Annotated in this window: 46 protein-coding genes; 7 read left to right on the plus strand and 39 right to left on the minus strand. The window is 51.0% G+C overall.

Features of this window, described 5'->3' with window-relative positions:
- Window positions 1-237: 237 nt before the first annotated feature.
- Window positions 238-792 (plus strand): gamma carbonic anhydrase family protein, encoded by a 555-nt coding sequence (locus QNN88_RS22350; protein WP_414242102.1) that lies wholly within the window; start codon window positions 238-240, stop codon window positions 790-792.
- Here the strand turns inward: QNN88_RS22350 and QNN88_RS22355 are convergent.
- Genes QNN88_RS22355 through dprA form a run of 6 tightly spaced genes read right to left on the minus strand, consistent with a single transcriptional unit; the run spans window position 768 to window position 4,560 of the window.
- The gene (locus QNN88_RS22355; protein WP_414242103.1) at window positions 768-1,025 is read right to left on the minus strand and encodes a DUF1488 domain-containing protein; all 258 of its coding nucleotides are present in this window, start codon (window positions 1,023-1,025) and stop codon (window positions 768-770) included. The two genes, QNN88_RS22350 and QNN88_RS22355, sit on opposite strands and share 25 nt — an antisense overlap.
- Window positions 1,022-1,840: a shikimate dehydrogenase gene (aroE, locus tag QNN88_RS22360; protein WP_414242115.1), complete on the minus strand. Its 819-nt coding sequence runs from the start codon at window positions 1,838-1,840 to the stop codon at window positions 1,022-1,024. The genes QNN88_RS22355 and aroE overlap by 4 nt, the downstream gene beginning before the upstream one ends.
- Before the next feature lie 4 nt (window positions 1,841-1,844).
- A complete protein-coding gene (gene tsaC, locus QNN88_RS22365; RefSeq protein WP_414242104.1) occupies window positions 1,845-2,417 on the minus strand; it encodes an L-threonylcarbamoyladenylate synthase type 1 TsaC in 573 nt (190 codons plus the stop codon).
- Window positions 2,410-2,964 (minus strand): topoisomerase DNA-binding C4 zinc finger domain-containing protein, encoded by a 555-nt coding sequence (locus QNN88_RS22370; RefSeq protein WP_414242105.1) that lies wholly within the window; start codon window positions 2,962-2,964, stop codon window positions 2,410-2,412. Before QNN88_RS22370 ends, tsaC begins: the two co-directional genes overlap by 8 nt.
- A gap of 26 nt (window positions 2,965-2,990) precedes the next feature.
- Window positions 2,991-3,464 carry a DUF494 family protein Smg gene (gene smg / locus QNN88_RS22375; RefSeq protein ID WP_414242106.1) on the minus strand — a complete coding sequence of 158 codons (474 nt, stop codon included), beginning with the start codon at window positions 3,462-3,464 and terminating at the stop codon, window positions 2,991-2,993.
- Window positions 3,436-4,560, minus strand: coding sequence for a DNA-protecting protein DprA (dprA, locus tag QNN88_RS22380; protein ID WP_414242107.1), 1,125 nt, complete (start codon window positions 4,558-4,560; stop codon window positions 3,436-3,438). The genes smg and dprA overlap by 29 nt, the downstream gene beginning before the upstream one ends.
- Window positions 4,561-4,690: 130 nt before the next feature.
- On the opposite strand from dprA, the gene def reads away from it, so the two are divergent.
- From def to mscL, 5 genes are all read left to right on the plus strand, one after another.
- Window positions 4,691-5,200, plus strand: coding sequence for a peptide deformylase (gene def / locus QNN88_RS22385; RefSeq protein WP_336222251.1), 510 nt, complete (start codon window positions 4,691-4,693; stop codon window positions 5,198-5,200).
- 14 nt (window positions 5,201-5,214) lie between these two features.
- Window positions 5,215-6,162, plus strand: coding sequence for a methionyl-tRNA formyltransferase (fmt, locus tag QNN88_RS22390; RefSeq protein WP_414242108.1), 948 nt, complete (start codon window positions 5,215-5,217; stop codon window positions 6,160-6,162).
- 52 nt (window positions 6,163-6,214) lie between these two features.
- A complete protein-coding gene (rsmB, locus tag QNN88_RS22395; protein WP_414242109.1) occupies window positions 6,215-7,504 on the plus strand; it encodes a 16S rRNA (cytosine(967)-C(5))-methyltransferase RsmB in 1,290 nt (429 codons plus the stop codon).
- 21 nt (window positions 7,505-7,525) lie between these two features.
- Window positions 7,526-8,902 (plus strand): Trk system potassium transporter TrkA, encoded by a 1,377-nt coding sequence (gene trkA / locus QNN88_RS22400; RefSeq protein WP_012908437.1) that lies wholly within the window; start codon window positions 7,526-7,528, stop codon window positions 8,900-8,902.
- A 141-nt stretch (window positions 8,903-9,043) separates the two neighbouring features.
- On the plus strand, window positions 9,044-9,454 hold the full coding sequence (mscL, locus tag QNN88_RS22405) for a large-conductance mechanosensitive channel protein MscL (RefSeq protein ID WP_042326268.1): 411 nt from the start codon (window positions 9,044-9,046) through the stop codon (window positions 9,452-9,454).
- On the opposite strand, the gene arfA is transcribed toward mscL, so the two are convergent.
- From arfA to rpsJ, 31 genes are all read right to left on the minus strand, one after another.
- A complete protein-coding gene (arfA, locus tag QNN88_RS22410) occupies window positions 9,451-9,669 on the minus strand; it encodes an alternative ribosome-rescue factor ArfA (protein WP_414242110.1) in 219 nt (72 codons plus the stop codon). The two genes, mscL and arfA, sit on opposite strands and share 4 nt — an antisense overlap.
- Before the next feature lie 55 nt (window positions 9,670-9,724).
- A complete protein-coding gene (gene zntR, locus QNN88_RS22415) occupies window positions 9,725-10,150 on the minus strand; it encodes a Zn(2+)-responsive transcriptional regulator (protein WP_414242111.1) in 426 nt (141 codons plus the stop codon).
- A 10-nt stretch (window positions 10,151-10,160) separates the two neighbouring features.
- Window positions 10,161-10,529 (minus strand): DUF1992 domain-containing protein, encoded by a 369-nt coding sequence (locus tag QNN88_RS22420; RefSeq protein ID WP_414242112.1) that lies wholly within the window; start codon window positions 10,527-10,529, stop codon window positions 10,161-10,163.
- 106 nt (window positions 10,530-10,635) lie between these two features.
- Entirely contained in the window at window positions 10,636-11,022 is a 387-nt protein-coding gene (gene rplQ, locus QNN88_RS22425) for a 50S ribosomal protein L17 (RefSeq protein WP_001216372.1), read from the minus strand.
- A 40-nt stretch (window positions 11,023-11,062) separates the two neighbouring features.
- The gene (locus QNN88_RS22430; protein ID WP_001162094.1) at window positions 11,063-12,052 is read right to left on the minus strand and encodes a DNA-directed RNA polymerase subunit alpha; all 990 of its coding nucleotides are present in this window, start codon (window positions 12,050-12,052) and stop codon (window positions 11,063-11,065) included.
- A 25-nt stretch (window positions 12,053-12,077) separates the two neighbouring features.
- A complete protein-coding gene (rpsD, locus tag QNN88_RS22435; protein WP_000135226.1) occupies window positions 12,078-12,698 on the minus strand; it encodes a 30S ribosomal protein S4 in 621 nt (206 codons plus the stop codon).
- 33 nt (window positions 12,699-12,731) lie between these two features.
- Window positions 12,732-13,121: a 30S ribosomal protein S11 gene (rpsK, locus tag QNN88_RS22440; protein ID WP_001029684.1), complete on the minus strand. Its 390-nt coding sequence runs from the start codon at window positions 13,119-13,121 to the stop codon at window positions 12,732-12,734.
- 16 nt (window positions 13,122-13,137) lie between these two features.
- Window positions 13,138-13,494, minus strand: coding sequence for a 30S ribosomal protein S13 (gene rpsM, locus QNN88_RS22445; RefSeq protein WP_012908431.1), 357 nt, complete (start codon window positions 13,492-13,494; stop codon window positions 13,138-13,140).
- A gap of 146 nt (window positions 13,495-13,640) precedes the next feature.
- Window positions 13,641-13,757, minus strand: coding sequence for a 50S ribosomal protein L36 (gene rpmJ / locus QNN88_RS22450; RefSeq protein WP_000868187.1), 117 nt, complete (start codon window positions 13,755-13,757; stop codon window positions 13,641-13,643).
- 31 nt (window positions 13,758-13,788) lie between these two features.
- Window positions 13,789-15,120 (minus strand): preprotein translocase subunit SecY, encoded by a 1,332-nt coding sequence (gene secY, locus QNN88_RS22455; protein WP_001118864.1) that lies wholly within the window; start codon window positions 15,118-15,120, stop codon window positions 13,789-13,791.
- Between the two features lie 7 nt (window positions 15,121-15,127).
- Complete coding sequence (rplO, locus tag QNN88_RS22460; protein ID WP_001238917.1) at window positions 15,128-15,562, minus strand: 50S ribosomal protein L15; 435 nt, start codon at window positions 15,560-15,562, stop codon at window positions 15,128-15,130.
- A 3-nt stretch (window positions 15,563-15,565) separates the two neighbouring features.
- Complete coding sequence (rpmD, locus tag QNN88_RS22465; protein WP_001140434.1) at window positions 15,566-15,745, minus strand: 50S ribosomal protein L30; 180 nt, start codon at window positions 15,743-15,745, stop codon at window positions 15,566-15,568.
- A 3-nt stretch (window positions 15,746-15,748) separates the two neighbouring features.
- On the minus strand, window positions 15,749-16,252 hold the full coding sequence (rpsE, locus tag QNN88_RS22470; RefSeq protein ID WP_000940121.1) for a 30S ribosomal protein S5: 504 nt from the start codon (window positions 16,250-16,252) through the stop codon (window positions 15,749-15,751).
- 14 nt (window positions 16,253-16,266) lie between these two features.
- On the minus strand, window positions 16,267-16,620 hold the full coding sequence (gene rplR / locus QNN88_RS22475; protein WP_000358956.1) for a 50S ribosomal protein L18: 354 nt from the start codon (window positions 16,618-16,620) through the stop codon (window positions 16,267-16,269).
- Between the two features lie 9 nt (window positions 16,621-16,629).
- The gene (gene rplF, locus QNN88_RS22480) at window positions 16,630-17,163 is read right to left on the minus strand and encodes a 50S ribosomal protein L6 (protein ID WP_012135817.1); all 534 of its coding nucleotides are present in this window, start codon (window positions 17,161-17,163) and stop codon (window positions 16,630-16,632) included.
- Between the two features lie 12 nt (window positions 17,164-17,175).
- Complete coding sequence (rpsH, locus tag QNN88_RS22485) at window positions 17,176-17,568, minus strand: 30S ribosomal protein S8 (protein ID WP_000062611.1); 393 nt, start codon at window positions 17,566-17,568, stop codon at window positions 17,176-17,178.
- Window positions 17,569-17,601: 33 nt separating this feature from the next.
- Entirely contained in the window at window positions 17,602-17,907 is a 306-nt protein-coding gene (gene rpsN / locus QNN88_RS22490) for a 30S ribosomal protein S14 (RefSeq protein WP_001118929.1), read from the minus strand.
- A 14-nt stretch (window positions 17,908-17,921) separates the two neighbouring features.
- Complete coding sequence (gene rplE / locus QNN88_RS22495; protein WP_001096206.1) at window positions 17,922-18,461, minus strand: 50S ribosomal protein L5; 540 nt, start codon at window positions 18,459-18,461, stop codon at window positions 17,922-17,924.
- A gap of 14 nt (window positions 18,462-18,475) precedes the next feature.
- On the minus strand, window positions 18,476-18,790 hold the full coding sequence (rplX, locus tag QNN88_RS22500; protein ID WP_035894981.1) for a 50S ribosomal protein L24: 315 nt from the start codon (window positions 18,788-18,790) through the stop codon (window positions 18,476-18,478).
- A gap of 10 nt (window positions 18,791-18,800) precedes the next feature.
- On the minus strand, window positions 18,801-19,172 hold the full coding sequence (rplN, locus tag QNN88_RS22505) for a 50S ribosomal protein L14 (RefSeq protein ID WP_000613954.1): 372 nt from the start codon (window positions 19,170-19,172) through the stop codon (window positions 18,801-18,803).
- A gap of 162 nt (window positions 19,173-19,334) precedes the next feature.
- Window positions 19,335-19,589: a 30S ribosomal protein S17 gene (rpsQ, locus tag QNN88_RS22510; RefSeq protein ID WP_002438707.1), complete on the minus strand. Its 255-nt coding sequence runs from the start codon at window positions 19,587-19,589 to the stop codon at window positions 19,335-19,337.
- Complete coding sequence (gene rpmC, locus QNN88_RS22515) at window positions 19,589-19,780, minus strand: 50S ribosomal protein L29 (RefSeq protein WP_000644742.1); 192 nt, start codon at window positions 19,778-19,780, stop codon at window positions 19,589-19,591. The genes rpsQ and rpmC overlap by 1 nt, the downstream gene beginning before the upstream one ends.
- Window positions 19,780-20,190: a 50S ribosomal protein L16 gene (gene rplP / locus QNN88_RS22520; RefSeq protein ID WP_000941208.1), complete on the minus strand. Its 411-nt coding sequence runs from the start codon at window positions 20,188-20,190 to the stop codon at window positions 19,780-19,782. Before rplP ends, rpmC begins: the two co-directional genes overlap by 1 nt.
- Before the next feature lie 12 nt (window positions 20,191-20,202).
- A complete protein-coding gene (gene rpsC / locus QNN88_RS22525) occupies window positions 20,203-20,904 on the minus strand; it encodes a 30S ribosomal protein S3 (protein WP_000529945.1) in 702 nt (233 codons plus the stop codon).
- Window positions 20,905-20,921: 17 nt separating this feature from the next.
- Window positions 20,922-21,254 (minus strand): 50S ribosomal protein L22, encoded by a 333-nt coding sequence (rplV, locus tag QNN88_RS22530; RefSeq protein WP_000447529.1) that lies wholly within the window; start codon window positions 21,252-21,254, stop codon window positions 20,922-20,924.
- Between the two features lie 14 nt (window positions 21,255-21,268).
- Complete coding sequence (gene rpsS / locus QNN88_RS22535; protein WP_001138117.1) at window positions 21,269-21,547, minus strand: 30S ribosomal protein S19; 279 nt, start codon at window positions 21,545-21,547, stop codon at window positions 21,269-21,271.
- A 16-nt stretch (window positions 21,548-21,563) separates the two neighbouring features.
- Complete coding sequence (gene rplB, locus QNN88_RS22540; RefSeq protein ID WP_000301864.1) at window positions 21,564-22,385, minus strand: 50S ribosomal protein L2; 822 nt, start codon at window positions 22,383-22,385, stop codon at window positions 21,564-21,566.
- Between the two features lie 17 nt (window positions 22,386-22,402).
- Window positions 22,403-22,705: a 50S ribosomal protein L23 gene (gene rplW / locus QNN88_RS22545; protein ID WP_000617546.1), complete on the minus strand. Its 303-nt coding sequence runs from the start codon at window positions 22,703-22,705 to the stop codon at window positions 22,403-22,405.
- Window positions 22,702-23,307 (minus strand): 50S ribosomal protein L4, encoded by a 606-nt coding sequence (gene rplD / locus QNN88_RS22550; RefSeq protein WP_000424395.1) that lies wholly within the window; start codon window positions 23,305-23,307, stop codon window positions 22,702-22,704. Before rplD ends, rplW begins: the two co-directional genes overlap by 4 nt.
- Window positions 23,308-23,317: 10 nt before the next feature.
- Complete coding sequence (gene rplC / locus QNN88_RS22555) at window positions 23,318-23,947, minus strand: 50S ribosomal protein L3 (RefSeq protein ID WP_414242113.1); 630 nt, start codon at window positions 23,945-23,947, stop codon at window positions 23,318-23,320.
- Between the two features lie 32 nt (window positions 23,948-23,979).
- Complete coding sequence (gene rpsJ, locus QNN88_RS22560) at window positions 23,980-24,291, minus strand: 30S ribosomal protein S10 (RefSeq protein WP_001181005.1); 312 nt, start codon at window positions 24,289-24,291, stop codon at window positions 23,980-23,982.
- 377 nt (window positions 24,292-24,668) lie between these two features.
- Here rpsJ and QNN88_RS22565 point away from each other — a divergent pair, with 377 nt between their 5' ends.
- Window positions 24,669-25,151 (plus strand): prepilin peptidase, encoded by a 483-nt coding sequence (locus tag QNN88_RS22565; RefSeq protein WP_414242116.1) that lies wholly within the window; start codon window positions 24,669-24,671, stop codon window positions 25,149-25,151.
- Here QNN88_RS22565 and bfr read toward each other — a convergent pair.
- Entirely contained in the window at window positions 25,135-25,611 is a 477-nt protein-coding gene (gene bfr / locus QNN88_RS22570) for a bacterioferritin (RefSeq protein ID WP_414242114.1), read from the minus strand. The genes QNN88_RS22565 and bfr overlap by 17 nt on opposite strands.
- Window positions 25,612-25,683: 72 nt before the next feature.
- Window positions 25,684-25,878, minus strand: a complete 195-nt coding sequence (gene bfd, locus QNN88_RS22575; protein WP_012135433.1) for a bacterioferritin-associated ferredoxin — start codon at window positions 25,876-25,878, stop codon at window positions 25,684-25,686.
- Between the last annotated feature and the right edge of the window lie 190 nt (window positions 25,879-26,068).

Here is a 26,068-nt window from a genome sequence, read left to right on the forward strand (position 1 = left end):
CGCGTTGTGACAACCATCTTGTGAAGCGTTTCACTTTGTTGTCTCAACGGAGGCGCATTATAGGGATCCCATTTTTTTGCACAAGCCTTTTTTGGATCTTTTTTTCTGTTTGCTGGTTTTTCGTCCCTTTCGCTCCATTCCTGCGCAATTTGGCCGCTTTTTGATAGTTAAAGCACTTGCGCAGGCCCTGAAATGCAACCAAAGTCATCAATACCGTTCTCTTTTATTGAGGTAAACATGTCTGATGTATTACGTCCTTATAAGGATCTTTTCCCACAGGTTGGCCAACGTGTGATGCTCGACAACAGCAGTGTGATCATCGGCGACGTTCGACTGGCGGACGATGTGGGGATCTGGCCACTTGTTGTGATCCGTGGCGACGTGAATTACGTTGCGATCGGTGCGCGTACGAATATTCAGGATGGTAGCGTGCTGCACGTCACGCACAAATCCAACTCTAACCCTGAGGGCAATCCGCTCATTGTGGGGGAAGATGTGACAGTCGGACATAAAGTCATGTTGCACGGCTGCATCATCGGCAACCGGGTCCTGGTCGGTATGGGATCAATTCTGCTGGATGGCGCGGTAATAGAAGATGACGTAATGATTGGGGCGGGAAGCCTGGTGCCGCAAAACAAACGCCTGGAAAGCGGCTATCTCTATTTGGGGAGCCCGGTTAAGCAGATCAGACCGCTAACCGAAGAGGAGAAAGCCGGTTTGCAATACTCCGCCAAAAACTATGTGAAATGGAAAGACGAGTATCTCGCTCAGGACAACCAGATCCAACCGTGATCGTCTTCTTGCTGGGACTGGATTAGCGTTTCTGCTTCTTCTTCCAGATCCCAGCGATGTTCGCAAAAGCCAATCAGCCATTGTTCCACCGTCTCGCCACCAAAGCGATTCGCCAGCGTTTCTCCTGTAATTGCGCACATTAACTGCATACCATTTACGAGCACAGGAAAGCAGACGGCTTCTTTCTGCGCGTCCCACTCTTCCCGATCAGGAAAATGGATAGCCTGGTTCATGCGGCCAACTCCTGTTTGAGACGCGTAATAACCGGTTCGATTTCTGGCAACACACCGTGCCACAGCAGAACGGCATGAGCCGCTTGCCCCACCAGCATCCCCAGACCATCTGCATAACGTTTCGCGCCGTGGCGTTCGCACCAGGAGAGAAACGGCGTATTGCCCTTTTGATAGAACATGTCGTAGCAACAGACAGACGGACGGATAAGCGATGCCGGGATCGCCGGGATCTCACCGCTGATGCCGCTGGACGTGGCATTGATGATCAGATCAAATTCGAGCCCATCCAGTTCATCCAGGCCCAACGCCTGCACGCTGCCCGTATGTGCAAAAACCTGAGCCAGTTCTTCCGCTCGGGATGCAGTCCGGTTAACAATCGTCACCCCGCAATCCAGAGAAAGCAGAGGTAACAGTACGCCACGTGAAGCCCCACCTGCGCCAATCAGCAGGATGCGCTGCCCCGGCTGGATAAATGACAGGCGCTCGAGATCGCTTAGCAGCCCGATGCCGTCGGTGTTGTCACCCAGCAACCGGCCATCATCAAGCCGTTTGATGGTATTCACTGCGCCGGCCAGCGCAGCACGCTCTGTAAGTTCATCGACGCGGGCAAACGCCTCTTCTTTAAATGGCACCGTCACGTTCACCCCTTTGCCGCCCTCGGCAAAGAACGCGTTCAGCGCGTTAATAAAATCATTAACAGGCGCCAGAACACGACCATACTGATGCGCAATACGCAGTTGCTGTGCAAACTGCTGATGAATAAACGGCGATTTGCTGTGCGCGATTGGATTACCAAAAACGGCATAGGTTTCCATCATCTTACCCCTGTCGAAATAGCTCGCCCGTCAGGGCATCACGGATTTCAGAAGGATTCAAGCGACCACCGGTTTCACCTGATACCACCGGGAAGTCTGTACCAAACTGTGCATGGACTTCCTCTACCGTACGACAAGGCGACAACCCACTCAGGTTGGCGCTGGTTGAAACCAATGGTTTACCATAAGCCTGGCACAAGGCGACCACCAGCGGATGATCCGTCACACGCACCGCCAGTGAATCAAAGCGCCCCGTCAACCAACGAGGCGTCGTCGCCGGCGCAGGGAAAACAAAGGTCACCGGACCAGGCCAACGAGCAAACACGGCAGCACGTTGGGTATCGGTCAACATACTGTCGTCAATATACGGCTTGAGCTGCTCGAAACTGGCAGCGATCAAAATTAACCCTTTTTCGACCGGACGCTGTTTTAAGGCCAACAGGCGATTAACGGCCACTTCGCTATCAGGATCGCACCCGACGCCAAAGACAGCTTCTGTTGGATAGGCGATGACATTTTCTTTATTCAGTACCTCTATTGCATCAGCGATAGGGTCTGTTGGCAGGTTATTATTCACTTGTTTGTTCCGCCGAAACCGGCTTTCCACATTGTTTACTGGCGCAAAAGTGTTTTACACCCTGCGCGGTTTTCTTTTCGATGAGTAGCGGATAGTGGCACTCAGGACACACTCCGGCTATCGGTTTGAAGTTAATGACAAACTGGCACTCCGGATAACGATCGCAGGAATGGAAGGTTTTGCCATAACGAGAACGCCGCTGGACCAGATGGCCCGTCTGGCATTGAGGACAGGTAATTGCAGTTTCATCAGGTTTATCAATGAGCTCTGTATGCTCACATTCGGGATAGTTGCTGCAGCCGATAAACATGCCAAAACGCCCCTGGCGCAGCACCAGTTCACCGCCGCAGTCAGGGCAATATTTCCCCTCCAGAACTTTAACGATATGTCCGTCCGCTGACGATTTCAACGGACGGATATAGTCACATTCCGGATAGTGCGAGCAACCAAGAAACGGACCATGTTTCCCGGAGCGAATCACCAGTTCAGCCCCACACTGCGGGCAGGGCTCATTTTTACGCACCGAAAACAGTGCTGATTTAGCCATAACAACTCATGCTGAATTAAGGTTGATCAATGCAGCATACCTTCATTCACTTCAAAGAGTAATTCTTCCATTTGCTGATATGCATTTTCACAACCCGGAATGTTGAACAAAACCATCAGGATAACCCACTTCAGGTCTTCCAGGTCGAATTCTGCTGTATCCAGCGCGAGCACACGTTCAATCACCATTTCTCGCGTTTCGAGGTTTAGCACCTGGATCTGCTCGAGGAATAACAGGAATCCCCGACAGCTGGCATCCAGTCGATCACACTCTTCTGGGGTATAGATACGTACAGAGAGAGGATCGGAGGCGAGCTGCATCGGCTCAGCAAGACCGTCCTGGTAGTCAGCGAGTTTTTCCAGCCACAGGAGCGCGTTGTAGATGTCTTCACGATCAAAACCAGCGTCGGTAAGATCCCGTTCAAGTTTGTCCTGATCCACACGTAATTCAGCTTCATTGTGGATATATGTCTCAAACAAATACATTAGTACGTCGAACATGGCATGCCCTCCTCAATCGGACATAGCCGCCGGGTACAGCTGCGATCCAACCTGCTAACTCCAGTTCGAGTAGCTGAGCCACTACCTCTGGCACAGGTTGGCCGGCACGTTCAGCGACGACGTCAACAGGTGTTACCTCATCTCCTACGTTAGCCAGGAGCTCGGGAAATGGCAATGCCGCGCCCTCCTGAACTGATGAATAAAGTAATTTTTCAGGCTCATCTGGCAGCCAATGCAAGCCGTACTGCAAATTTTCCAGTATTTCTTCCGGAGAGGTCACAAGTGTGGCGCCTTGCTTAATAAGCCAGTGTGGCCCTTCACTCCCCGGGCTGCCAAGCGCCCCAGGAAGCGCATAAACTTCTCGCCCTTGTTCCAGCGCACAGCGTGCAGTGACTAAAGAGCCACTACGTAATGCCGCTTCAACGACCAGGACGCCTTTGCTCAATCCGCTGATAATGCGGTTTCGCCGGGGAAAATTGCGCGCAAGAGGGGGCATCGTCAGCGGGAATTCGGAGATTATTGCGCCCCCCTTTTCTATCAACGCATCCGCCAGCCCGGCATGTCGACGCGGATAGATGGCCTGTAAACCGTTCCCCAGTACAGCAATGCTTTTCCCCTTCCCCTGGACTGCCGCCCGATGCGCGATACCGTCAATACCACGTGCCAGGCCGCTGGTAATGGTGACTTCCCAACCTGCAAGCTTTTCGCAGAAGAATGCTCCCCACCGTTCCCCATACCAGGATGGTGTTCTGCTTCCCACTACGGCGAGTTGAAAATCATGAAGGCATTGCGGAGATCCACAGACCAAAAGCGCGCCGGGATAATCTTCAGTGGCACGCAGCGCTGCGGGATAGTCATCACTGTCCGCCAGCACAACATGATGGTGTGGCAATTCCAGCCAGCGCAGCGTCTTTTCCACCTCGATTGCCGGAAAGGTAAGAAACCGCTTTGCCTGTGAGGAGGAAAGCCCCACACTGCGCAGGACAGCCGTATCAATATGCGTTTGCGCCATCAGCTCATGGGCGACTTGTACCATCTTGTCGCCATATAATTCACTCACCCCCATCAAACGTAACCAAATTTCGGTCCGGGTCATCCTTGTTCCCCTTGCCACAAGCAGTCTTGGCAATCTTTGCGATTGGTCACTGATGCTGTCAATCAGAGGGGGATTTGTCTAGAATAGAGGTAATAATCTTTCCAACTCCTGAACACAACTCTGGATAACTATGTCAGTTTTGCAAGTGTTACATATTCCGGACGAGCGCCTTCGCAAAGTCGCAAAGCCGGTAGAAGAAGTGAATGCAGAAATTCAGCGTATCGTCGATGATATGTTCGAGACGATGTACGCAGAAGAAGGTATTGGCCTCGCGGCAACGCAGGTTGATATTCATCAGCGGATTATCGTCATTGACGTGTCGGAAAATCGTGACGAACGCCTGGTGTTGATTAACCCGGAACTGCTGGAAAAAGAAGGCGAGACCGGTATTGAAGAAGGTTGCCTGTCGATTCCCGAACAACGCGCGCTAGTCCCGCGAGCTGAGAAAGTGAAAATTCGCGCACTCGATCGGGACGGTAAAAGTTTTGAGCTGGAAGCCGACGGCCTGCTGGCTATCTGTATTCAGCACGAGATGGATCACCTGGTCGGTAAACTGTTTATCGATTATTTGTCGCCGCTGAAGCAGCAACGTATTCGTCAGAAAGTTGAGAAACTCGACCGCCTGAACGCACGAGCTTAAGGACAAGAATCACCGTGTCAGACTCACTACGTATTATTTTTGCGGGTACACCTGACTTTGCAGCGCGTCATCTTGACGCGCTGTTGTCTTCTGGACATCACGTCGTCGGGGTATTTACCCAACCCGATCGCCCGGCAGGCCGGGGTAAAAAACTGATGCCAGGCCCGGTAAAAGTGTTGGCAGAAGAAAAAGGCATTCCGGTTTTCCAGCCTGTTTCGCTGCGCCCGCAGGAAAATCAGCATCTGGTTGCTGACCTGAACGCTGACGTAATGGTCGTTGTGGCGTATGGCCTGATTCTTCCGAAAGCGGTGCTGGATATGCCCCGTCTCGGCTGCATTAACGTCCACGGTTCGCTGCTACCGCGCTGGCGCGGCGCGGCACCCATTCAACGCTCTCTTTGGGCAGGCGACGCCGAAACGGGCGTTACCATTATGCAGATGGACGTCGGTCTGGATACAGGCGATATGCTCTATAAGCTTGCCTGTCCCATCACCGCTGAAGATACTAGCGGAACGCTGTACGACAAGCTGGCGGTTCTTGGCCCACAGGGGCTGATTGAAACGCTGAAGCAGTTAGCGGAAGGTCGTACGACGCCGGAAGTTCAGGACGAAGCACTGGTCACCCACGCGGAGAAGCTCAGTAAAGAAGAAGCGCGCATCGACTGGTCACTTTCTGCAGTGCAACTCGAACGCTGCATTCGCGCCTTCAATCCCTGGCCAATGAGCTGGCTGGAAATTGATGGCCAGCCGGTAAAAGTCTGGCGGGCGTCGGTGATTGACACGACAACGCAGGCAGCACCAGGCACCATCCTTGAAGCCACAAAACAAGGCATTCAGGTCGCGACCGGCAACGGAGTCCTGAACCTGCTCTCACTGCAACCCGCCGGGAAAAAAGCGATGAACGCCCAGGATCTTCTGAATTCACGTCGGGAATGGTTCATTCCTGGCAACCGTCTGGTCTGACGGTCACTTCTGATTACGCCCGGTGTTGCCGGGCCTTTTTATTTTTGCGGTTATGAATAAGAAAATTAACTTACGCAGTATGGCGGCGCAGGCCGTTGAACAGGTCGTCGAGCAAGGGCATTCACTGAGCAACGTCCTGCCGCCTTTACAACAAAAAGTCTCCGATAAAGACAAAGCACTGCTCCAGGAACTTTGTTTTGGGGTTCTGCGCACGCTGTCACAGCTTGACTGGCTAATCAATAAACTGATGTCCCGTCCGATGACGGGGAAACAGCGTACTGTGCACTATCTGATCATGGTGGGATTCTATCAGTTACTGCATACACGCATTCCTCCCCATGCAGCGCTCGCGGAGACAGTCGAAGGGGCCGTAGCGATAAAGCGTCCGCAGCTTAAAGGGCTGATTAACGGCGTCTTGCGACAGTTCCAGCGTCAGCAGGAAGAACTGTTGGCAGAATTTGCCAATAGCGAGGCGCATTTTCTACACCCCACCTGGCTGCTGAAACGACTGCAAAAAGCATATCCTGCTCAATGGGAAGCGATTGTCGACGCCAACAATCAGCGGCCCCCGATGTGGTTACGCGTGAATCGCACGCACCATTCGCGCGACAGTTGGCTGGCACTGCTCGACGACGCCGGGATGAAAGGGTTCCCTCATCCTGACTACCCCGACGCCGTACGTCTGGAAACGCCCGCACCGGTTCATGCGCTTCCGGGGTTCGATGAAGGATGGGTCACCGTTCAGGACGCCTCTGCCCAGGGGTGCGTCGCATTCCTTTCTCCGCAAAACGGCGAACACATTTTAGATCTGTGTGCAGCACCAGGCGGTAAAACCACCCACATCCTCGAAGCGGCTCCCGAAGCAAACGTGCTGGCAGTTGATGTGGATGAACAACGACTCTCCCGCGTTTATGACAACCTGAAACGTCTCGGGATGAAAGCGACAGTTAAGCAGGGTGACGGGCGTTTCCCTGCGCAGTGGTGCGGCGAGCAGCAGTTTGATCGCATCCTGTTAGATGCGCCCTGCTCCGCAACCGGAGTTATCCGTCGTCACCCGGATATCAAATGGCTGCGCCGCGATCGTGATATTGCCGAGCTGGCAAAGCTACAGGCTGAAATCCTTGACGCCGTCTGGCCGCATCTGAAATCGGGCGGCACGCTGGTGTATGCCACCTGCTCCGTGTTGCCGGAAGAAAACAGCCAACAGGTTCATGCCTTCTTGCAACGCACGGCGGATGCCACACTTAACGAAACAGGAACGCCTGAAGCACCGGGTCTGCAAAATCTGCCAGGTGAAGAAGATGGTGATGGCTTCTTTTACGCTAAGCTAATCAAAAAGTGATGAGATAACGGGTCGCGACTGATGAAAATAATCATTCTGGGCGCAGGTCAGGTGGGTGGAACGCTGGCAGAAAACCTGGTCGGCGAGAACAACGACATCACCGTGGTGGATACCAACGGTGAGCGCCTGCGCAGCCTGCAGGATAAGTTCGATCTGCGTGTCGTTCAGGGTCATGGTTCGCACCCACGCGTGTTGCGCGAAGCCGGTGCAGATGATGCGGATATGCTGGTTGCTGTAACCAGTTCTGATGAAACGAATATGGTGGCCTGCCAGGTGGCTTATTCGCTGTTCAATACGCCGAACCGAATTGCCCGTATCCGCTCCCCTGATTATGTCCGTGATGCGGACAAGTTGTTCCACTCAGAAGCCGTACCTATCGATCACCTGATCGCGCCCGAACAACTGGTCATCGACAGCATTTACCGTCTGATCGAATATCCAGGCGCGTTACAGGTCGTCAATTTCGCAGAAGGCAAAGTAAGCCTTGCCGTCGTAAAAGCCTATTACGGTGGCCCACTGATAGGGAACGCACTCTCCACGATGCGGGAGCATATGCCGCATATCGATACCCGCGTTGCGGCGATTTTCCGCCACGACAGACCAATCCGTCCCCAAGGCTCCACCATTGTTGAAGCAGGCGATGAAGTCTTCTTTATTGCCGCTTCCCAACACATTCGTGCGGTGATGAGCGAACTGCAGCGCCTCGAAAAGCCTTACAAGCGCATCATGCTGGTCGGCGGCGGTAACATCGGGGCTGGCCTGGCGCGTCGTCTGGAAAAAGATTACAGCGTGAAATTGATCGAACGCGATCAACAACGTGCTGCCGAACTGGCCGAAAAACTACAGAATACGATCGTCTTCTTTGGCGACGCCTCGGATCAGGAGTTGCTTGCCGAAGAGCATATCGATCAGGTCGATCTGTTCATTGCCGTTACCAACGACGACGAAGCTAACATCATGTCAGCGATGTTGGCCAAACGTATGGGGGCGAAGAAAGTGATGGTGCTGATTCAACGTCGCGCTTATGTCGACCTCGTGCAGGGGAGCGTCATCGATATCGCTATCTCACCGCAGCAAGCGACAATCTCTGCTCTTCTCAGCCATGTGCGAAAAGCGGATATCGTGGGTGTCTCTTCATTGCGTCGCGGTGTCGCGGAAGCGATTGAAGCCGTTGCTCACGGTGATGAAAGTACTTCACGCGTTGTCGGGCGGGTCATTGATGAGATCAAATTGCCGCCGGGTACGATTATTGGTGCCGTTGTGCGCGGTAACGATGTCATGATCGCAAATGACAATTTACGTATCGAACAGGGCGACCACGTGATTATGTTCCTGACAGATAAAAAGTTTATTACCGACGTCGAGCGTTTATTCCAGCCCAGTCCTTTCTTCCTTTAACATTGAAGGGTGCATTATTAGCACCCTTTTAAATCCCCTGATTTATCAAGGCTTAATTCGTACTGTTAATCGCAATAGTTAAATGGAAAATGCCTTAACATTTGTTAAACTTATTAACGTCAGCTGCATAGGGAGAATAAAATGAGCATTATTAAAGAGTTTCGCGAATTCGCGATGCGCGGGAATGTTGTCGATTTGGCGGTGGGTGTTATTATCGGGGCGGCGTTCGGTAAAATTGTATCGTCACTGGTTGCCGATATCATTATGCCACCGCTGGGTTTGTTAATTGGTGGGATCGACTTTAAACAGTTTGCCGTCACGTTGCGTGATGCACAGGGAGATATCCCAGCCGTTGTGATGCATTATGGCGTGTTTATTCAAAACATCTTCGACTTTGTGATTGTGGCATTTGCTATTTTCATGGCAATTAAGCTCATTAACAAACTCAATCGTAAAAAAGAGGAGCCAGCTGCCGCACCAGCGCCGACGAAAGAAGAAGTCTTGCTTACTGAGATCCGTGACCTGCTGAAAGAACAGAATAATCGTTCTTAACAGACAGCAGAAAGCAGAAAGCCAGTGGTAAAAAAGTGATTCACTTTCTTGCCACTGGCCTCCCAGTTACCCCGGTTACCGTGTTTGCCTTTACGTAAATAACTCCCTTTCCCTTTCTTATTCTTTTCAACACGCTGTCTGAATAGCGGGTCATGTAATAATGCCTCAATGGCATTGTCCTTTATCTGCCCTTTCGTATGCTGATAACGACTCATAATAACTCCAGTTTGTAGTTTAACGGCGGGAGTGTAGTCCCACCTGTCTGATAAATCAACAGCCCGACTTCACTCCACTGGCACCTTGTTCAAGAGCCTCCAGAATTGAGCAGTAAACACTGCTGTGCGCAGTACCGCAGCAGGCATCGTTCAGACGCTGCAATGAACGCTGCATGCTTTGCAGTTCGGCAATACGTGCTTCAACTTCTCTCAGCCTGTCCTGCACGATCCCTTTGGATTCCTGGCAGGTGTGATGTTCAGGATCGACACGGATCGACAACAGTTCACGGATCGACTCAAGGGTAAATCCGAGCTGTCTGGCATAGCGGATGAATTTAAGCCGCTGAAGATCCTTTTCCGTATACAACCGGAAACCACCTTCTGTGCGCACCTCATGCCCCATCATCTGCTGCTTTTCATAGTAGCGAATCGTATCAGGGGTCACTTCCGCCAGCTTTGCTAACTCGCCAATGCGATACATGTCCACTCCATCAATTATCGTTAATTTTATGCAGCAACTTACCGGCATACTCACCGCGTAAAAATTCCGTGCTCAGACCGGCCTGCCGCAGCTTCAGTTCCAGCAGTGACAAATGCCGACGCACTTCATGATACTGCGGATCATCCTGCCGCAAGCCTTCCAGCAGATCCAACAACTGGATGGCTTCTTTCCGCTGCTCCAGTTCAGGCGGGAGACAGCCTGCGTTCTTCAGTAAGCGATAACCGGCACGTAGCTCAACAGGCACATGTGAATCGTCATCCAGTACCAGCGGTTGGCCAGCACCGCGAAGATCTTCGAACTCGCCTTTTCTTTGTGCATCAATGATATGACGCTCTGCCCACTGGTCCAGTAACCACATAACGACTCCAGGGGATGAACAAAAAGAGTACAGATATTGTAGATAAGTGAGGGTGCTACGGATATAAAAAAACCCGCCGAGGCGGGTTTTTTTACGTTACTACAGATTACTCTGCAGCAGCTTCTGCTTTCGACTCAGAGCGATCAACCAGCTCGATGTATGCCATCGGCGCGTTGTCGCCTGCACGGAAGCCACACTTCAGAATGCGAGTGTAACCACCGGCGCGGCTCGCGAAACGCGGGCCCAGCTCGTTAAACAGTTTTGCCACGATCTCGTTATCACGAGTGCGGGCGAATGCCAGACGACGATTAGCTACGCTATCAGTCTTGGCAAGAGTAATCAGCGGCTCAACTACGCGACGCAGCTCTTTCGCTTTAGGCAGGGTCGTCTTGATGATTTCATGACGAACCAGTGAACCTGCCATGTTGCGGAACATAGCCTGGCGATGGCTGCTGTTGCGATTCAGTTGACGACCACTCTTACGATGGCGCATGACCTTATCCTTCTCAGTAAAACCTTAACCTGTGATCCGGTTACTCGTCAGCGATGCTTGCCGGTGGCCAGTTTTCCAGGCGCATGCCCAGAGACAGTCCACGGGAAGCCAGCACGTCTTTAATCTCAGTAAGAGATTTTTTACCAAGGTTAGGCGTCTTAAGAAGCTCAACCTCAGTACGCTGTACCAGATCACCGATATAGTGGATAGCTTCTGCTTTGAGGCAGTTAGCAGAGCGGACAGTCAATTCCAGATCGTCAACAGGGCGCAGCAGGATCGGATCGAATTCTGGTTTCTCTTCTTTCACTTCCGGCTGACGTACATCACGTAAGTCAACGAAAGCTTCCAGTTGTTCAGCCAGAATGGTTGCCGCACGACGAATCGCCTCTTCAGGATCGATTGTACCGTTGGTTTCCATTTCGATGACCAGCTTGTCCAGGTCGGTACGCTGTTCTACACGCGCTGCTTCAACATTGTAGGCAATACGCTCTACAGGGCTGTAGCATGCGTCGACCAGCAGACGGCCGATTGGGCGCTCATCTTCTTCCGAATGAATTCGGGTAGAAGCCGGCACATAACCACGACCGCGCTGAACTTTGATACGCATACTAATAGACGCGTTCTCATCGGTCAGGTGGCAGATCACGTGCTGCGGCTTGACGATTTCGACATCCCCATCATGGGTAATGTCGGCTGCAGTCACAGGGCCAATGCCAGATTTATTCAAGGTAAGAATAACTTCATCTTTACCCTGAACTCTCACCGCCAGCCCTTTCAGGTTGAGCAGGATTTCCAGGATATCTTCCTGAACGCCTTCTTTGGTGCTGTACTCATGTAGTACACCATCAATCTCAACCTCGGTCACCGCGCAACCCGGCATCGATGAGAGCAGAATACGGCGCAGTGCGTTACCCAGAGTATGGCCAAAGCCACGCTCTAAAGGCTCAAGGGTCACCTTGGCGTGCGTCGAACTCACTTGCTCGATATCTACCAGGCGCGGTTTTAGAAACTCTGTCACAGAACCCTGCATTGTGTCCTCTCTTTGGTACTAAGCTTTACTTGGAGTAAAGCTCGACGATCAGGTGTTCGTTAATGTCCGCAGACAGATCAGAACGCTCAGGCTTACGCTTGTACGTACCTTCCATCTTGCCAGCATCAACTTCCAGCCAGGTTGGCTTTTCACGCTGCTCAGCCAGCTCCAGAGCTGCTTTCACGCGAGACTGCTTCTTCGCTTTCTCACGAATGCTAACAACGTCATTCGGACTAACCTGATAAGAAGCGATGTTAACAACACGACCGTTTACCATAATCGCTTTGTGGCTAACCAGCTGACGTGCTTCTGCACGAGTGGCGCCGAAGCCCATACGGTATACAACGTTGTCCAGACGACCTTCCAGCAGAGCCAACAGGTTTTCACCGGTGTTGCCTTTCAGACGTGCTGCTTCTTTGTAGTAGTTACGGAACTGACGCTCCAGCACACCGTAGATGCGGCGAACTTTTTGCTTTTCACGCAACTGCACACCATAGTCAGACAGACGCGGTTTACGCGCACCGTGCTGGCCAGGAGCTTGTTCAATTTTACACTTGGTATCGATCGCGCGAACGCCAGACTTAAGGAATAAGTCAGTGCCCTCACGACGGCTCAGCTTGAGCTTAGGACCCAAATATCTTGCCATTTTCTATCTCCAACTAACCTGGAAAACGAAGCGTTATACGCGACGTTTTTTCGGCGGACGACAACCGTTATGAGGGATCGGAGTCACATCAGTAATATTAGTGATGCGGAAACCAGCGGCGTTCAGAGCACGAATAGTAGATTCGCGGCCTGGACCCGGACCTTTAACCATAACCTCCAGATTCTTGATACCGTATTCTTTTACGGCGTCAGCGCAACGCTCTGCTGCAACCTGAGCTGCGAACGGAGTAGATTTGCGAGAACCACGGAAACCGGAACCACCGGCTGTTGCCCAACCCAGCGCGTTACCCTGACGATCAGTGATAGTCACGATGGTGTTGTTGAAAGAAGCATGGATATGAGCCACGCCGTCAGAGACTTGTTTTCTTACACGTTTACGTGCACGAATTGGTGCCTTTGCCATTATTCAATCACCCCGATTATTTCTTGATCGGTTTGCGCGGACCCTTACGGGTACGTGCGTTGGTCTTCGTACGCTGACCGCGCACTGGCAGACCACGACGATGACGCAAACCGCGATAGCAACCAAGATCCATCAGGCGCTTGATGCTCATGCTGATTTCACGGCGCAGATCACCTTCAACGACAAATTTGGCAACTTCGTCACGCAGCGTGTCGATTTGTCCTTCAGACAGCTCACTGATCTTAACATTTTCAGCGATACCCGCTGCAGCCAGGATGGCTTTAGAACGGGTCTTACCGATGCCGTAGATCGACGTTAACGCGATCACAGCATGTTTTTGATCAGGAATGTTAATGCCTGCTATACGGGCCACTATGCACTCCTACTATTTAATATGTACGCACCATGCTGAAAAGCCCGTTTTCAGGATACTCAAATGGAAACGTACAGACATACAAAAGATTGGCTGGCTAATCTAGCCAGCTCAACCCAACTTTGCAAGAAAAATATGCGAATAAATCAGCCTTGGCGCTGTTTATGCTTCGGCTCGGCACTGCAAATCACACGGATGACACCATCACGCTTAACGATTTTGCAGTTACGGCATAATTTCTTGACGGAAGCACGAACTTTCATTTTTACTCTCCGTAACTTCTCGGGCGACCAGTTATCGGCCGTAGCCTTTCAGGTTCGCCTTCTTCAATGCAGACTCGTACTGACTGGACATCATCAGAGTTTGCACTTGAGCCATAAAGTCCATAATCACGACAACAACGATAAGCAGTGAGGTCCCACCGAAGTAGAACGGTACTTTCATTGCATCACGCATGAACTCCGGGATCAGGCAGATAAAGGTAATGTAGAGCGCACCGACCAAAGTCAGGCGGGTCATTACTTTATCGATATACTTCGCCGTTTGCTCTCCCGGACGAATTCCTGGTACAAATGCACCGGACTTCTTCAGGTTATCTGCTGTTTCACGCGGGTTGAAGACCAACGCCGTGTAGAAGAAACAGAAGAAGATGATTGCAGACGCATAGAGTAACACATAAAGCGGTTGCCCAGGCTGCAAATACAGCGAAATTGTTGTCAGCCAGTTCCAACCAGTACCGCCCCCGAACCATGACGCGATGGTCGCCGGGAACAGAATAATACTGGAAGCGAAGATTGCCGGGATTACCCCCGCCATATTCACTTTCAGCGGTAAATGTGTGCTCTGTGCAGCATAGACACGACGACCTTGCTGACGTTTGGCGTAGTTTACCACAATGCGGCGTTGACCACGCTCAACAAATACAACAAAGAACGTCACTGCAAATACTAATACTGCAACCAACAGCAACACGAGGAAGTGCAGGTCGCCTTGACGCGCTTGCTCGATAGTATGGGCAATGGCTGGCGGGAGTCCCGCAACAATACCGGCGAAGATAATGATCGAAATACCGTTACCGATACCGCGTTCAGTTATCTGTTCGCCCAACCACATCAGGAACATTGTTCCTGTGACCAGACTGACAACAGCGGTGAAATAGAATGCAAAGCCCGGATTCATTACCAGGCCCTGCATACCAGGCATATTCGGCAGACCGGTAGCAATACCGATCGACTGGAATATTGCCAGCACCAGAGTACCGTAGCGGGTGTACTGGCTGATCTTACGACGACCAGACTCCCCTTCTTTCTTAATTTCTGCCAACGTGGGGTGAACCACTGTCAGCAGCTGGATAATAATTGATGCCGAAATGTACGGCATAATACCCAGGGCAAAGATAGAAGCACGGCTGAGAGCACCACCAGAGAACATGTTAAACATTTCAATGATGGTGCCTCGCTGTTGCTCAAGCAGTTTGGCAAGTACAGCGGCATCAATACCAGGGATCGGAATGAAAGAGCCAATACGGAACACAATAAGCGCACCGATAACAAACAGCAGTCTGCGTTTCAGCTCGCCTAAGCCACCTTTGGCACTTTGAAAATCTAATCCCGGTTGTTTAGCCATCTGCTACTTATTCCTCGATTTTACCGCCAGCAGCTTCGATAGCAGCACGAGCGCCTTTAGTAACACGCAGACCACGAACAGTTACCGGAGTAGTGACTTCACCAGCCAGGATCACTTTCGCGAACTCGATCTGGATACCGATAATGTTTGCCGCTTTCAGCGTGTTCAGGTCTACAACACCGCCTTCCACTTTCGCCAGGTCAGACAGACGAACTTCGGCTGTGATCGCTGCTTTGCGAGAAGTGAAGCCGAATTTCGGCAGACGACGGTACAGAGGCATCTGGCCGCCCTCGAAACCGCGACGTACGCCACCGCCAGAACGAGACTTCTGACCTTTGTGACCACGACCACCGGTTTTACCGAGGCCAGAACCGATACCACGACCCAGGCGTTTACCCGCCTTTTTGGAGCCTTCGGCCGGAGACAGAGTATTTAAACGCATCTCTTACTCCTCAACTTTAACCATGAAGGAAACCGCGTTGACCATACCACGAACTGCAGGAGTATCCTCGCGCTCTACGGTGTGACCAATACGACGCAGACCCAGGCCAAGCAGCGTTGCCTTGTGTTTCGGCAGACGACCGATTGCACTGCGGGTTTGAGTAATTTTAATAGTCTTTGCCATGGTTTATTTCCCCAGAATTTCTTCAACGGATTTACCACGCTTGGCAGCGACCATTTCTGGAGAATTCATATTTTCCAGGCCATCAATAGTTGCACGAACCACGTTGATCGGGTTGGTGGAACCATATGCTTTAGCCAGAACGTTATGAACTCCAGCAACTTCCAGAACGGCGCGCATTGCACCACCGGCGATGATACCGGTACCTTCGGAAGCTGGCTGCATGAATACACGAGAACCCGTGTGAACACCTTTAACCGGGTGTTGCAGGGTACCGTTGTTCAGCGCGACGTTAATCATATTGCGACGGGCTTTTTCCATCGCTTTCTGGATCGCTGCTGGAACTTCACGCGCTTTACCGTAACCAAAACCAACGCGACCGTTACCATCGCCAACTACAGTCAGAGCTGTGAAGGAGAAAATACGACCACCTTTTACGGTTTTAGATACGCGGTTTACCGCGATCAGCTTTTCCTGCAGTTCGCCAGCTTGTTTTTCGATGTGAGCCATCTTACACCTCTACCTTAGAACTGAAGGCCAGCTTCACGGGCAGCATCTGCCAGTGCCTGGACACGACCATGATATTGGAACCCGGAACGGTCAAAGGACACATCTTTGATGCCTTTTTCCAGAGCGCGTTCAGCGACAGCTTTACCCACAGCTGCAGCCGCGTCTTTGTTACCGGTGTACTTCAGTTGTTCAGCGATAGCTTTTTCTACAGTAGAAGCAGCTACCAGAACTTCAGAACCGTTCGGTGCAATTACCTGTGCGTAAATATGACGCGGGGTACGATGTACCACCAGGCGAGTTGCGCCCAGCTCTTTGAGCTTGCGGCGTGCGCGGGTCGCACGACGGATACGAGCAGATTTCTTATCCATAGTGTTACCTTACTTCTTCTTAGCCTCTTTGGTACGCACGACTTCGTCGGCGTAACGAACACCCTTGCCTTTATAAGGCTCAGGACGACGGTAGGCGCGCAGATCCGCTGCAACCTGGCCAATCACCTGCTTATCAGCGCCTTTCAGCACGATTTCAGTTTGAGTCGGACATTCTGCAGTAATCCCTGCCGGCAGCTGATGGTCAACTGGATGTGAGAAACCTAAAGACAGGTTTACTACATTCCCTTTAACCGCTGCACGATAACCTACACCAACCAGCTGCAGCTTCTTAGTGAAGCCTTCGGTAACACCGATAACCATTGAGTTCAGCAGGGCACGCGCGGTACCAGCCTGGGCCCAACCGTCAACGTAACCATCACGCGGACCGAAGGTCAGTGCATTATCTGCATGTTTAACTTCAACAGCATCGTTGAGAGTACGAGTCAGCTCGCCGTTTTTACCTTTGATCGTAATAACCTGACCGTTGATTTTTACATCAACGCCGGCAGGAACAACGACCGGTGCTTTAGCAACACGAGACATTTTTTCCTCCGATTAGGCTACGTAGCAGATAATTTCGCCACCAAGACCAGCCTGGCGCGCTGCACGATCAGTCATAACACCTTTAGAGGTAGAAACAACCGCGATACCCAGACCCGCCATAACTTTCGGCAGCTCATCTTTACGTTTGTAGATGCGCAGACCTGGGCGACTGACACGCTGAATGCTTTCTACAACAGCTTTACCCTGGAAATACTTAAGAGTCAGTTCCAGTTCCGGCTTGGTGTCGCCTTCAACTTTAAAATCTTCAATAAAACCTTCTTCCTTCAGCACGTTGGCAATTGCCACTTTCAGCTTGGAGGAAGGCATGGTGACCGCAGCTTTGTTCGCGGCCTGACCGTTACGGATACGGGTCAGCATATCCGCGATCGGATCTTGCATGCTCATCTGTCTTTACTCCCGTGATTCAATTGGTGACAATTACCAGCTAGCCTTTTTCAAGCCTGGTACTTCACCGCGCATTGCGGCTTCACGTAACTTGATACGGCTCAACCCGAACTTGCCCACATAACCATGTGGACGACCTGTTTGACGGCAGCGGTTACGCTGACGAGACGGGCTGGAATCACGCGGCAGAGACTGCAGCTTAAGAACAGCATTCCAACGATCTTCGTCGGAAGCGTTCACATCAGAGATGATCGCTTTCAGTTCAGCGCGTTTCGCGAAGTATTTATCAGCTAAAGCTACGCGTTTTACTTCGCGTGCTTTCATTGATTGCTTAGCCATTCAGTAACCCTACCTTACTTGCGGAACGGGAAGTCAAAGGCAGCCAGCAGAGCACGGCCTTCTTCGTCAGATTTCGCAGTAGTGGTAATGGTAATATCCAAACCACGAACGCGGTCGACTTTATCGTAGTCGATTTCTGGGAAGATGATCTGCTCACGGACACCCATGCTGTAGTTACCACGACCGTCGAAAGACTTAGCGGACAAGCCACGGAAGTCACGGATACGCGGTACAGCAATAGTGATCAGGCGCTCAAAGAACTCCCACATGCGTTCGCCACGCAGAGTTACTTTACAGCCGATCGGATAGCCCTGACGGATTTTGAAGCCTGCAACAGATTTGCGTGCTTTGGTGATCAACGGCTTTTGACCGGAGATTGCTGTCAGATCAGCTGCTGCGTTATCCAGCAGTTTCTTGTCAGCGATCGCTTCACCAACACCCATGTTCAGGGTGATCTTCTCGACCCGAGGGACTTGCATGACAGAATTGTAGTTAAACTCAGTCATGAGTTTATTAACTACTTCGTCTTTGTAGTAATCATGCAGTTTCGCCATCGTACTACTCCAAATTACTTGATAGTTTCGCTGTTAGACTTGAAGAAACGGACTTTTTTGCCGTCTTCGAATCTAAAGCCTACACGGTCAGCCTTGCCGGTTGCCGCATTGAAGAGTGCAATGTTAGAGATCTGAATAGCTGCTTCTTTCTCTACAATGCCGCCTGGTTGGTTCAGAGCCGGAACCGGCTTCTGGTGTTTCTTAACCAGGTTGATACCTTCAACGATGACCTTGCCGGAAGACAGGACATTCTTAACTTTACCGCGCTTACCTTTATCTTTACCGGTTAACACGATAACTTCGTCATCACGACGGATTTTAGCTGCCATGATTCGCTCCTTAGAGTACTTCTGGTGCCAGAGAGATAATTTTCATGAACTTCTCGTTACGAAGTTCACGAGTTACCGGCCCAAAAATACGCGTACCGATAGGCTGCTCACTGTTATTGTTTAAAATAACGCATGCATTACCATCGAAGCGAATGACAGAACCGTCCGGGCGACGAACACCCTTCTTGGTGCGCACCACTACCGCCTTCAGCACATCACCTTTTTTGACCTTACCACGCGGAATTGCTTCTTTGATGGTGATCTTGATGATGTCGCCTACGCCTGCGTAGCGACGGTGCGAGCCACCCAGAACCTTGATACACATTACGCGACGTGCACCGGAGTTGTCGGCGACGTTCAGCATAGTCTGTTCTTGGATCATTTTAGTGCTCCGCTAATGTCAACTACTACTGAGACCCGAAATCAGGTCGTTAAAAAAGCCCCATATCGAGGGCGCGGCATTATAACACCGGTTCCTGCGTATGGGTAGAAAAAATAAACGGCTCATCGCTGAGCCGTTTATTCATTGAGAATGCGTACTGTATTACAGAACCGCTTTCTCTACAACGCGAACCAGCGTCCAGGACTTAGTCTTGGACAGCGGACGGCATTCACGGATTTCAACCTTGTCGCCGATACCGCATTCGTTGTTCTCGTCATGTACGTGCAGTTTGGTCGTACGCTTAATGAATTTACCGTAGATCGGGTGTTTCACAAAACGTTCGATAGCAACAACAATGGATTTCTCCATTTTGTCGCTAACAACGCGACCTTGCAGAGTACGGATTTTATCGGTCATTACGCACCCGCCTTCTCAGTCAGTAAAGTCTTAACGCGTGCGACATCACGACGCACTTGCTTCAACAGGTGAGACTGTTGCAGCTGGCCACTTGCAGCCTGCATACGCAGGTTGAACTGCTCACGCAGCAGATTCAGCAGCTCGGTGTTCAGCTCTTCAACACTCTTCTCACGCAGCTCTTTTGCTTTCATTACATCACCGTCTTAGTTACAAAGGTGGTTTTAATCGGCAGTTTCGCTGCTGCCAGCTTGAATGCTTCACGGGCCAGCTCTTCCGGTACGCCGTCCATTTCATACAGGACTTTACCCGGCTGAATCAAGGCAACCCAATACTCCACGTTACCTTTACCTTTACCCATACGCACTGCCAGCGGCTTTTCAGTGATCGGTTTGTCCGGGAATACACGGATCCAGATCTTACCTTGACGCTTAACTGCACGGGTCATAGCACGACGTGCTGCTTCGATCTGACGGGCAGTCAGACGACCACGGCCAACAGCTTTCAGACCGAAGCTGCCGAAGCTAACATCCGCGCCAGCAGCCAGACCGCGGTTACGGCCTTTGTGCATTTTACGGAATTTTGTACGCTTTGGTTGTAACATCAGCGACGCTCCTTATTTACGGCCTTTACGCTGCTGCTTTTTAGGTTGAGCAGCCGGTTTTTCCGGTTGTTCAACAGCAGCCATACCACCCAGGATCTCGCCTTTGAAGATCCATACCTTAACGCCGATTACACCGTAAGTGGTGTGCGCTTCAGAGGTGTTGTAGTCGATGTCAGCACGCAGAGTGTGCAGCGGTACGCGACCTTCGCGGTACCATTCGGTACGTGCGATTTCCGCGCCGCCCAGACGGCCGCTAACTTCAACTTTGATCCCTTTAGCGCCAAGACGCATTGCGTTCTGTACAGCACGCTTCATCGCACGACGGAACATAACACGACGTTCCAGCTGAGAAGTGATGCTGTCAGCAACCAGTTTTGCGTCCAGTTCAGGTTTACGAACTTCGGCGATATTGATCTGTGCAGGAACGCCAGCGATATCCGCTACGACCTTACGCAGTTTTTCTACGTCTTCACCTTTCTTACCGATAACGATACCCGGGCGAGCAGTGTGAATAGTCACACGGATGCTCTTAGCCGGACGCTCGATAACGATACGAGATACGGACGCTTTAGCCAGTTCCTTAGTCAGGTACTGACGTACTTTAAAATCGCTGTCCAGGTTGTCAGCGAATTCTTTGGTGTTCGCAAACCAAGTAGAGTTCCATGGTTTTACAATACCCAAGCGAATACCATTAGGATGTACTTTCTGACCCATTGCTAGTCTCCAGAGTCTCAGCGATCGGACACAACCACAGTGATGTGGCTGGTGCGCTTCAGGATGCGATCTGCACGACCTTTCGCACGCGGCATAATGCGCTTCATGCTCGGGCCTTCGTCTACGAAAATTTTCGTAACTTTCAGATCGTCGATGTCAGCGCCATCGTTGTGTTCAGCGTTAGCAATGGCAGATTCCAGTACCTTCTTGACCAGTACAGCCGCTTTCTTGTTGGTGTAGGTCAGAATATCCAGAGCCTGCGACACTTTCTTACCGCGAATCAGGTCAGCAACAAGGCGAACCTTCTGAGCAGAAGAACGAGCATGGCGATGTTTAGCGATAGTTTCCATCTCTTCCTCCTACCTTATTTCTTCTTCGCTTTTTTATCAGCAGCATGGCCGCGATAAGTACGAGTCGGTGCGAATTCACCCAGTTTGTGACCGACCATTTCATCGGTTACAAATACTGGAACGTGCTGACGACCATTATGGACAGCGATGGTCAAACCGATCATGTTAGGAAAGATCGTTGAACGACGGGACCAAGTGCGCAGGGGCTTCTTGTCTCCGCTTTCCACCGCTTTCTCTACCTTCTTCAGCAAGTGCAGGTCAATAAAAGGACCTTTCTTGAGAGAACGTGGCATGGCTTATCCTCTAAAATTATTTGCTACGGCGACGTACGATGAATTTATCAGTACGCTTGTTGCTGCGGGTCTTCTTACCTTTGGTCTGAACGCCCCACGGAGTTACCGGGTGCTTACCAAAGTTACGACCTTCACCACCACCATGTGGGTGATCGACTGGGTTCATCGCAGTACCGCGAACGGTAGGACGAACACCACGCCAACGTGCAGCACCTGCTTTACCCAGAACGCGCAGCATATGCTCAGCATTGCCAACTTCGCCCAGAGTTGCACGGCAGTCTGCTTCGACTTTACGCATTTCACCAGAACGCAGACGCAGGGTGACATAAGCACCATCGCGCGCAACGATCTGAACGTAAGTACCCGCGGAACGTGCCAGCTGACCGCCTTTACCTGGTTTCATTTCTACGTTATGAACGGTAGAACCAACCGGGATATTGCGCATCGGCAGGGTGTTGCCTGGTTTGATTGCAGCATCAACGCCAGATTGGATCTGGTCGCCAGCTTTCAGGCCTTTAGGGGCCAGGATGTAACGGCGCTCACCGTCTTTGTACAGAACCAGCGCGATGTTCGCGGAACGGTTCGGATCGTACTCAAGACGTTCAACAACTGCCGGGATACCATCTTTGTTGCGTTTGAAGTCAACAATACGGTACGCCTGCTTGTGGCCACCACCGATATGACGAGTGGTGATACGGCCATTGTTGTTACGACCACCGGATTTGCTGTTTTTTTCCAGCAACGGAGCAAAAGGTTTGCCCTTGTGCAGCTCAGGGTTAACCACTTTAACAACGTGGCGACGACCCGGAGATGTCGGTTTACATTTAACAACTGCCATTGTATTACTCCTCCGACTTACTCAGCGCCGCCAACGAAGTCCAGATTCTGGCCTTCTTTCAGGGTGACGTAAGCTTTTTTCCAGTCGCTACGACGACCGATACGCTGTCCGTGACGTTTAACTTTCCCTTTAACAACCAGGGTGTTAACGACTTCGACTTCGACTTCAAACAGTTTCTGCACAGCAGCTTTGATCTCTGCTTTGGTCGCGTCTTTAGCAACTTTGAGAACGATGGTGTTAGTTTTTTCCATCGCAGTAGACGCTTTTTCAGAAACGTGCGGTGCACGCAGCACCTTCAGCAGACGTTCTTCACGAATCATGCCAGCATCTCCTCAACTTGCTTAACAGCATCAGCAGTCATTACGACTTTGTCGAAGGCGATCAGGCTAACCGGGTCGATACCAGTTGCATCGCGTACGTCAACCTTGTGCAGGTTGCGCGCAGCCAGGAACAGGTTCTCGTCCAGCTCACCGGTGATGATCAGCACATCTTCCAGAGCCATGTCTTTCAGTTTCTGTGCCAGCAGCTTAGTTTTAGGCGCTTCAACAGAGAACTTCTCGACAACGATCAGACGATCCTGACGTACCAGTTCGGACAGAATGCTTTTCAGCGCGCCGCGGTACATCTTTTTGTTAACTTTTTGACTGTGGTCCTGCGGACGCGCAGCGAAGGTCACGCCACCTGAACGCCAGATCGGGCTCTTGATAGAACCTGAACGCGCACGGCCGGTACCTTTCTGGCGCCATGGCTTTTTGCCAGAACCAGTTACTTCAGCACGAGTCTTCTGAGCACGAGTACCCTGACGAGCACCAGCTGCATAAGCAACAACAACCTGGTGAACCAGCGCTTCGTTGAAATCACGACCGAAGGTAGTTTCGGAAACAGTCAGCGCGCTCTGCGCGTCTTTCAATACTAATTCCATTGCTATCCCCTTACGCCTTCACAGCTGGTTTAACGATCAGGTCGCAACCGGTCGCACCCGGAACACCACCTTTAACCAGCAGCAGGTTGCGCTCAGCGTCAACACGTACTACGTCCAGGCTCTGAACAGTGACACGTTCGTTACCCAGCTGACCTGCCATTTTCTTGCCTTTGAACACTTTGCCCGGAGTCTGGTTCTGACCGATAGAACCCGGAACGCGGTGAGACAAGGAGTTACCGTGAGTCGCGTCCTGGGTACGGAAGTTCCAGCGCTTAACGGTACCAGCGAAACCTTTACCTTTAGAGGTACCGGTTACGTCAACTTTTTTAACGTCAGCAAACAGTTCAACGCTAATGCTCTGACCAACAGTGAATTCTTCACCCTCTGCCAGACGGAACTCCCACAGGCCGCGGCCAGCTTCTACGCCAGCTTTAGCAAAGTGACCCGCTTCCGGTTTGGTTACACGGTTAGCTTTTTTAGCACCAGTGGTCACCTGAATAGCGCGGTAGCCATCGTTAGCCAGATCTTTAACCTGAGTAACGCGGTTTGCTTCAACTTCGATTACGGTTACTGGGATAGATACGCCATCTTCAGTGAAGATGCGGGTCATACCCACTTTTTTACCGACTAAACCAATCATTGTATCAACCTCTCAATCGCTCGATGACCTGATTAACCCAGGCTGATCTGCACGTCTACACCGGCAGCCAGGTCCAGACGCATCAGAGCATCAACGGTTTTTTCAGTTGGCTCAACGATGTCAACCAGACGCTTGTGAGTGCGAATTTCGTACTGATCACGCGCGTCTTTGTTAACGTGCGGAGAGATCAGAACGGTGAAGCGCTCTTTGCGGGTCGGCAGCGGGATCGGACCACGGACCTGCGCACCAGTGCGCTTGGCAGTCTCGACGATTTCCGCGGTTGATTGATCGATCAGACGATGATCAAACGCTTTAAGGCGGATACGGATTCTTTGGTTCTGCATGAGACCAGAGCTCCAATTATTTTATAAACGAAAATGATTACTCCTCAGACCCATTACGATTGATGGGAGAGTGTAACCGTTCTTACGTAGCCCCCCGATTGGGGGCATTGTTAGACAGCCAAATCGGCTATCCGAGGTTCATATCGAACCTGCCGTCAATTAAGACAAGCCCGCGCATTATACGCAAATATCAGGCTGAAGCAAGCGTTGCGTAGATCTTAATCGTTTCACTCACAATGCGGGCAGAGTTCCGGTCTTTTTTGCAACAACTGAAATGCTGCGGTTTCGCCGGAATCTACCTGGCAATCTCCATAAAAGCACCTTGCTCCTTCATTGCCCCTGACTAAAGTGAGGTTACGTAGATGGAGAAAAATATGATGGCCCTCACCCTGCTTTTTCTAATCCTTTATGTATCGCTGTCGTTTTACCTTGGCTTCTGTGATGTTTGCACGGGATTGTTGCCGGACAGGTTTACCTGCCCTTTACTTTGGGGTGGGCTTATTTATCAACAGTGCATTTGCCCTGCGCAACTGTCCGATGCCGTTTGGGGGGCATTCGTGGGGTACGTCGGCTTTGCCTTTATTTACTGGAGTTATCGACTGGTTCGTAAGCGAGAGGGACTCGGCTATGGCGATGTAAAATTCCTCGCCGCGTTGGGTGCCTGGCATGGGTGGATGTCTTTGCCTTTTTTAGTGTTTTGGGCGGCACTGCTGGCATGTTGCGGTATAGCTGTAGTCGGGGTGACTCATGGGAAGGCGGCACTAAAAAACCCGCTGCCTTTTGGGCCATTTCTGGCAGCTGCGGGTTACATCACCGGATATTACCGTTTCACCTCAGGGGCGATTAACTGGACACTTTAATTTGCGATTGCAGGTAATTCTGCAATCCAATTTTCGAGATGAGATCCAGTTCTGTCTCCAGCCAGTCAATATGCCCTTCTTCATCTGCAAGGATTTCGATCATCATATCCCGGCTGACATAATCGTGGACAGTATCGGCATAGGCGATAGCTTCACGTAAGTTTTTCGCCCCTTCGAGCTCTAACCGGAGATCGGACTGCAGCATCTCTTCAACATCTTCGCCAATCCCCAATTTGCCGAGATCCTGTAGGTTCGGGATCCCTTCCAGAAACAAAATACGCTCAATATATTTATCCGCGTGTTTCATTTCATCGATGGATTCATGGTACTCGACATCATTGAGGCGAGTGAGTCCCCAGTTCTTAAACATACGTGCATGGAGAAAATACTGGTTGATCGCGACAAGCTCATTTCCCAATAGTTTATTGAGATAATTTATGATTTTAACATCACCTTTCATTTTATAGTCCCTCCGCTTCCACTCTCCAGAGCATAGATGGGGCTACAGGGATGTCAAAAAAAAGAGTGTGACTCAGGCGATCTCTTTAAATTCTGGCATTTGCATTAATTCATCCTGCATGACTTCGCGTGCCGCACGAACGCATTTACCGCATTGATTTCCCACAGGAATAAACTTGCGTAACTGCTGGAAGGATTGAGGATGAAACTGACGTACCGCCTGGCGAATTTTTTTATCACTTACACCATTACACAAACAAACGTACATGATCGCTCCCGTTCAATTTCTGCGCAAAGTGTAAATGAGAATAGTTATGATTACAATAGCACAATTCTCTCTACGTAACGGGTGCGGAGTTAAAATTGCGAAAAAATGTGACAAGCCAAATAACGGGCAGCAAAAAGGGCGCCGAAGCGCCCTTTTTAGTGCAGAACTAATGAGTAATTATTAGCTCATT

It is taken from the genome of Citrobacter sp. ANG330 (assembly GCF_047467925.1).
GTDB classification, from domain to species: Bacteria; Pseudomonadota; Gammaproteobacteria; order Enterobacterales; family Enterobacteriaceae; genus Citrobacter_A; species Citrobacter_A amalonaticus_G.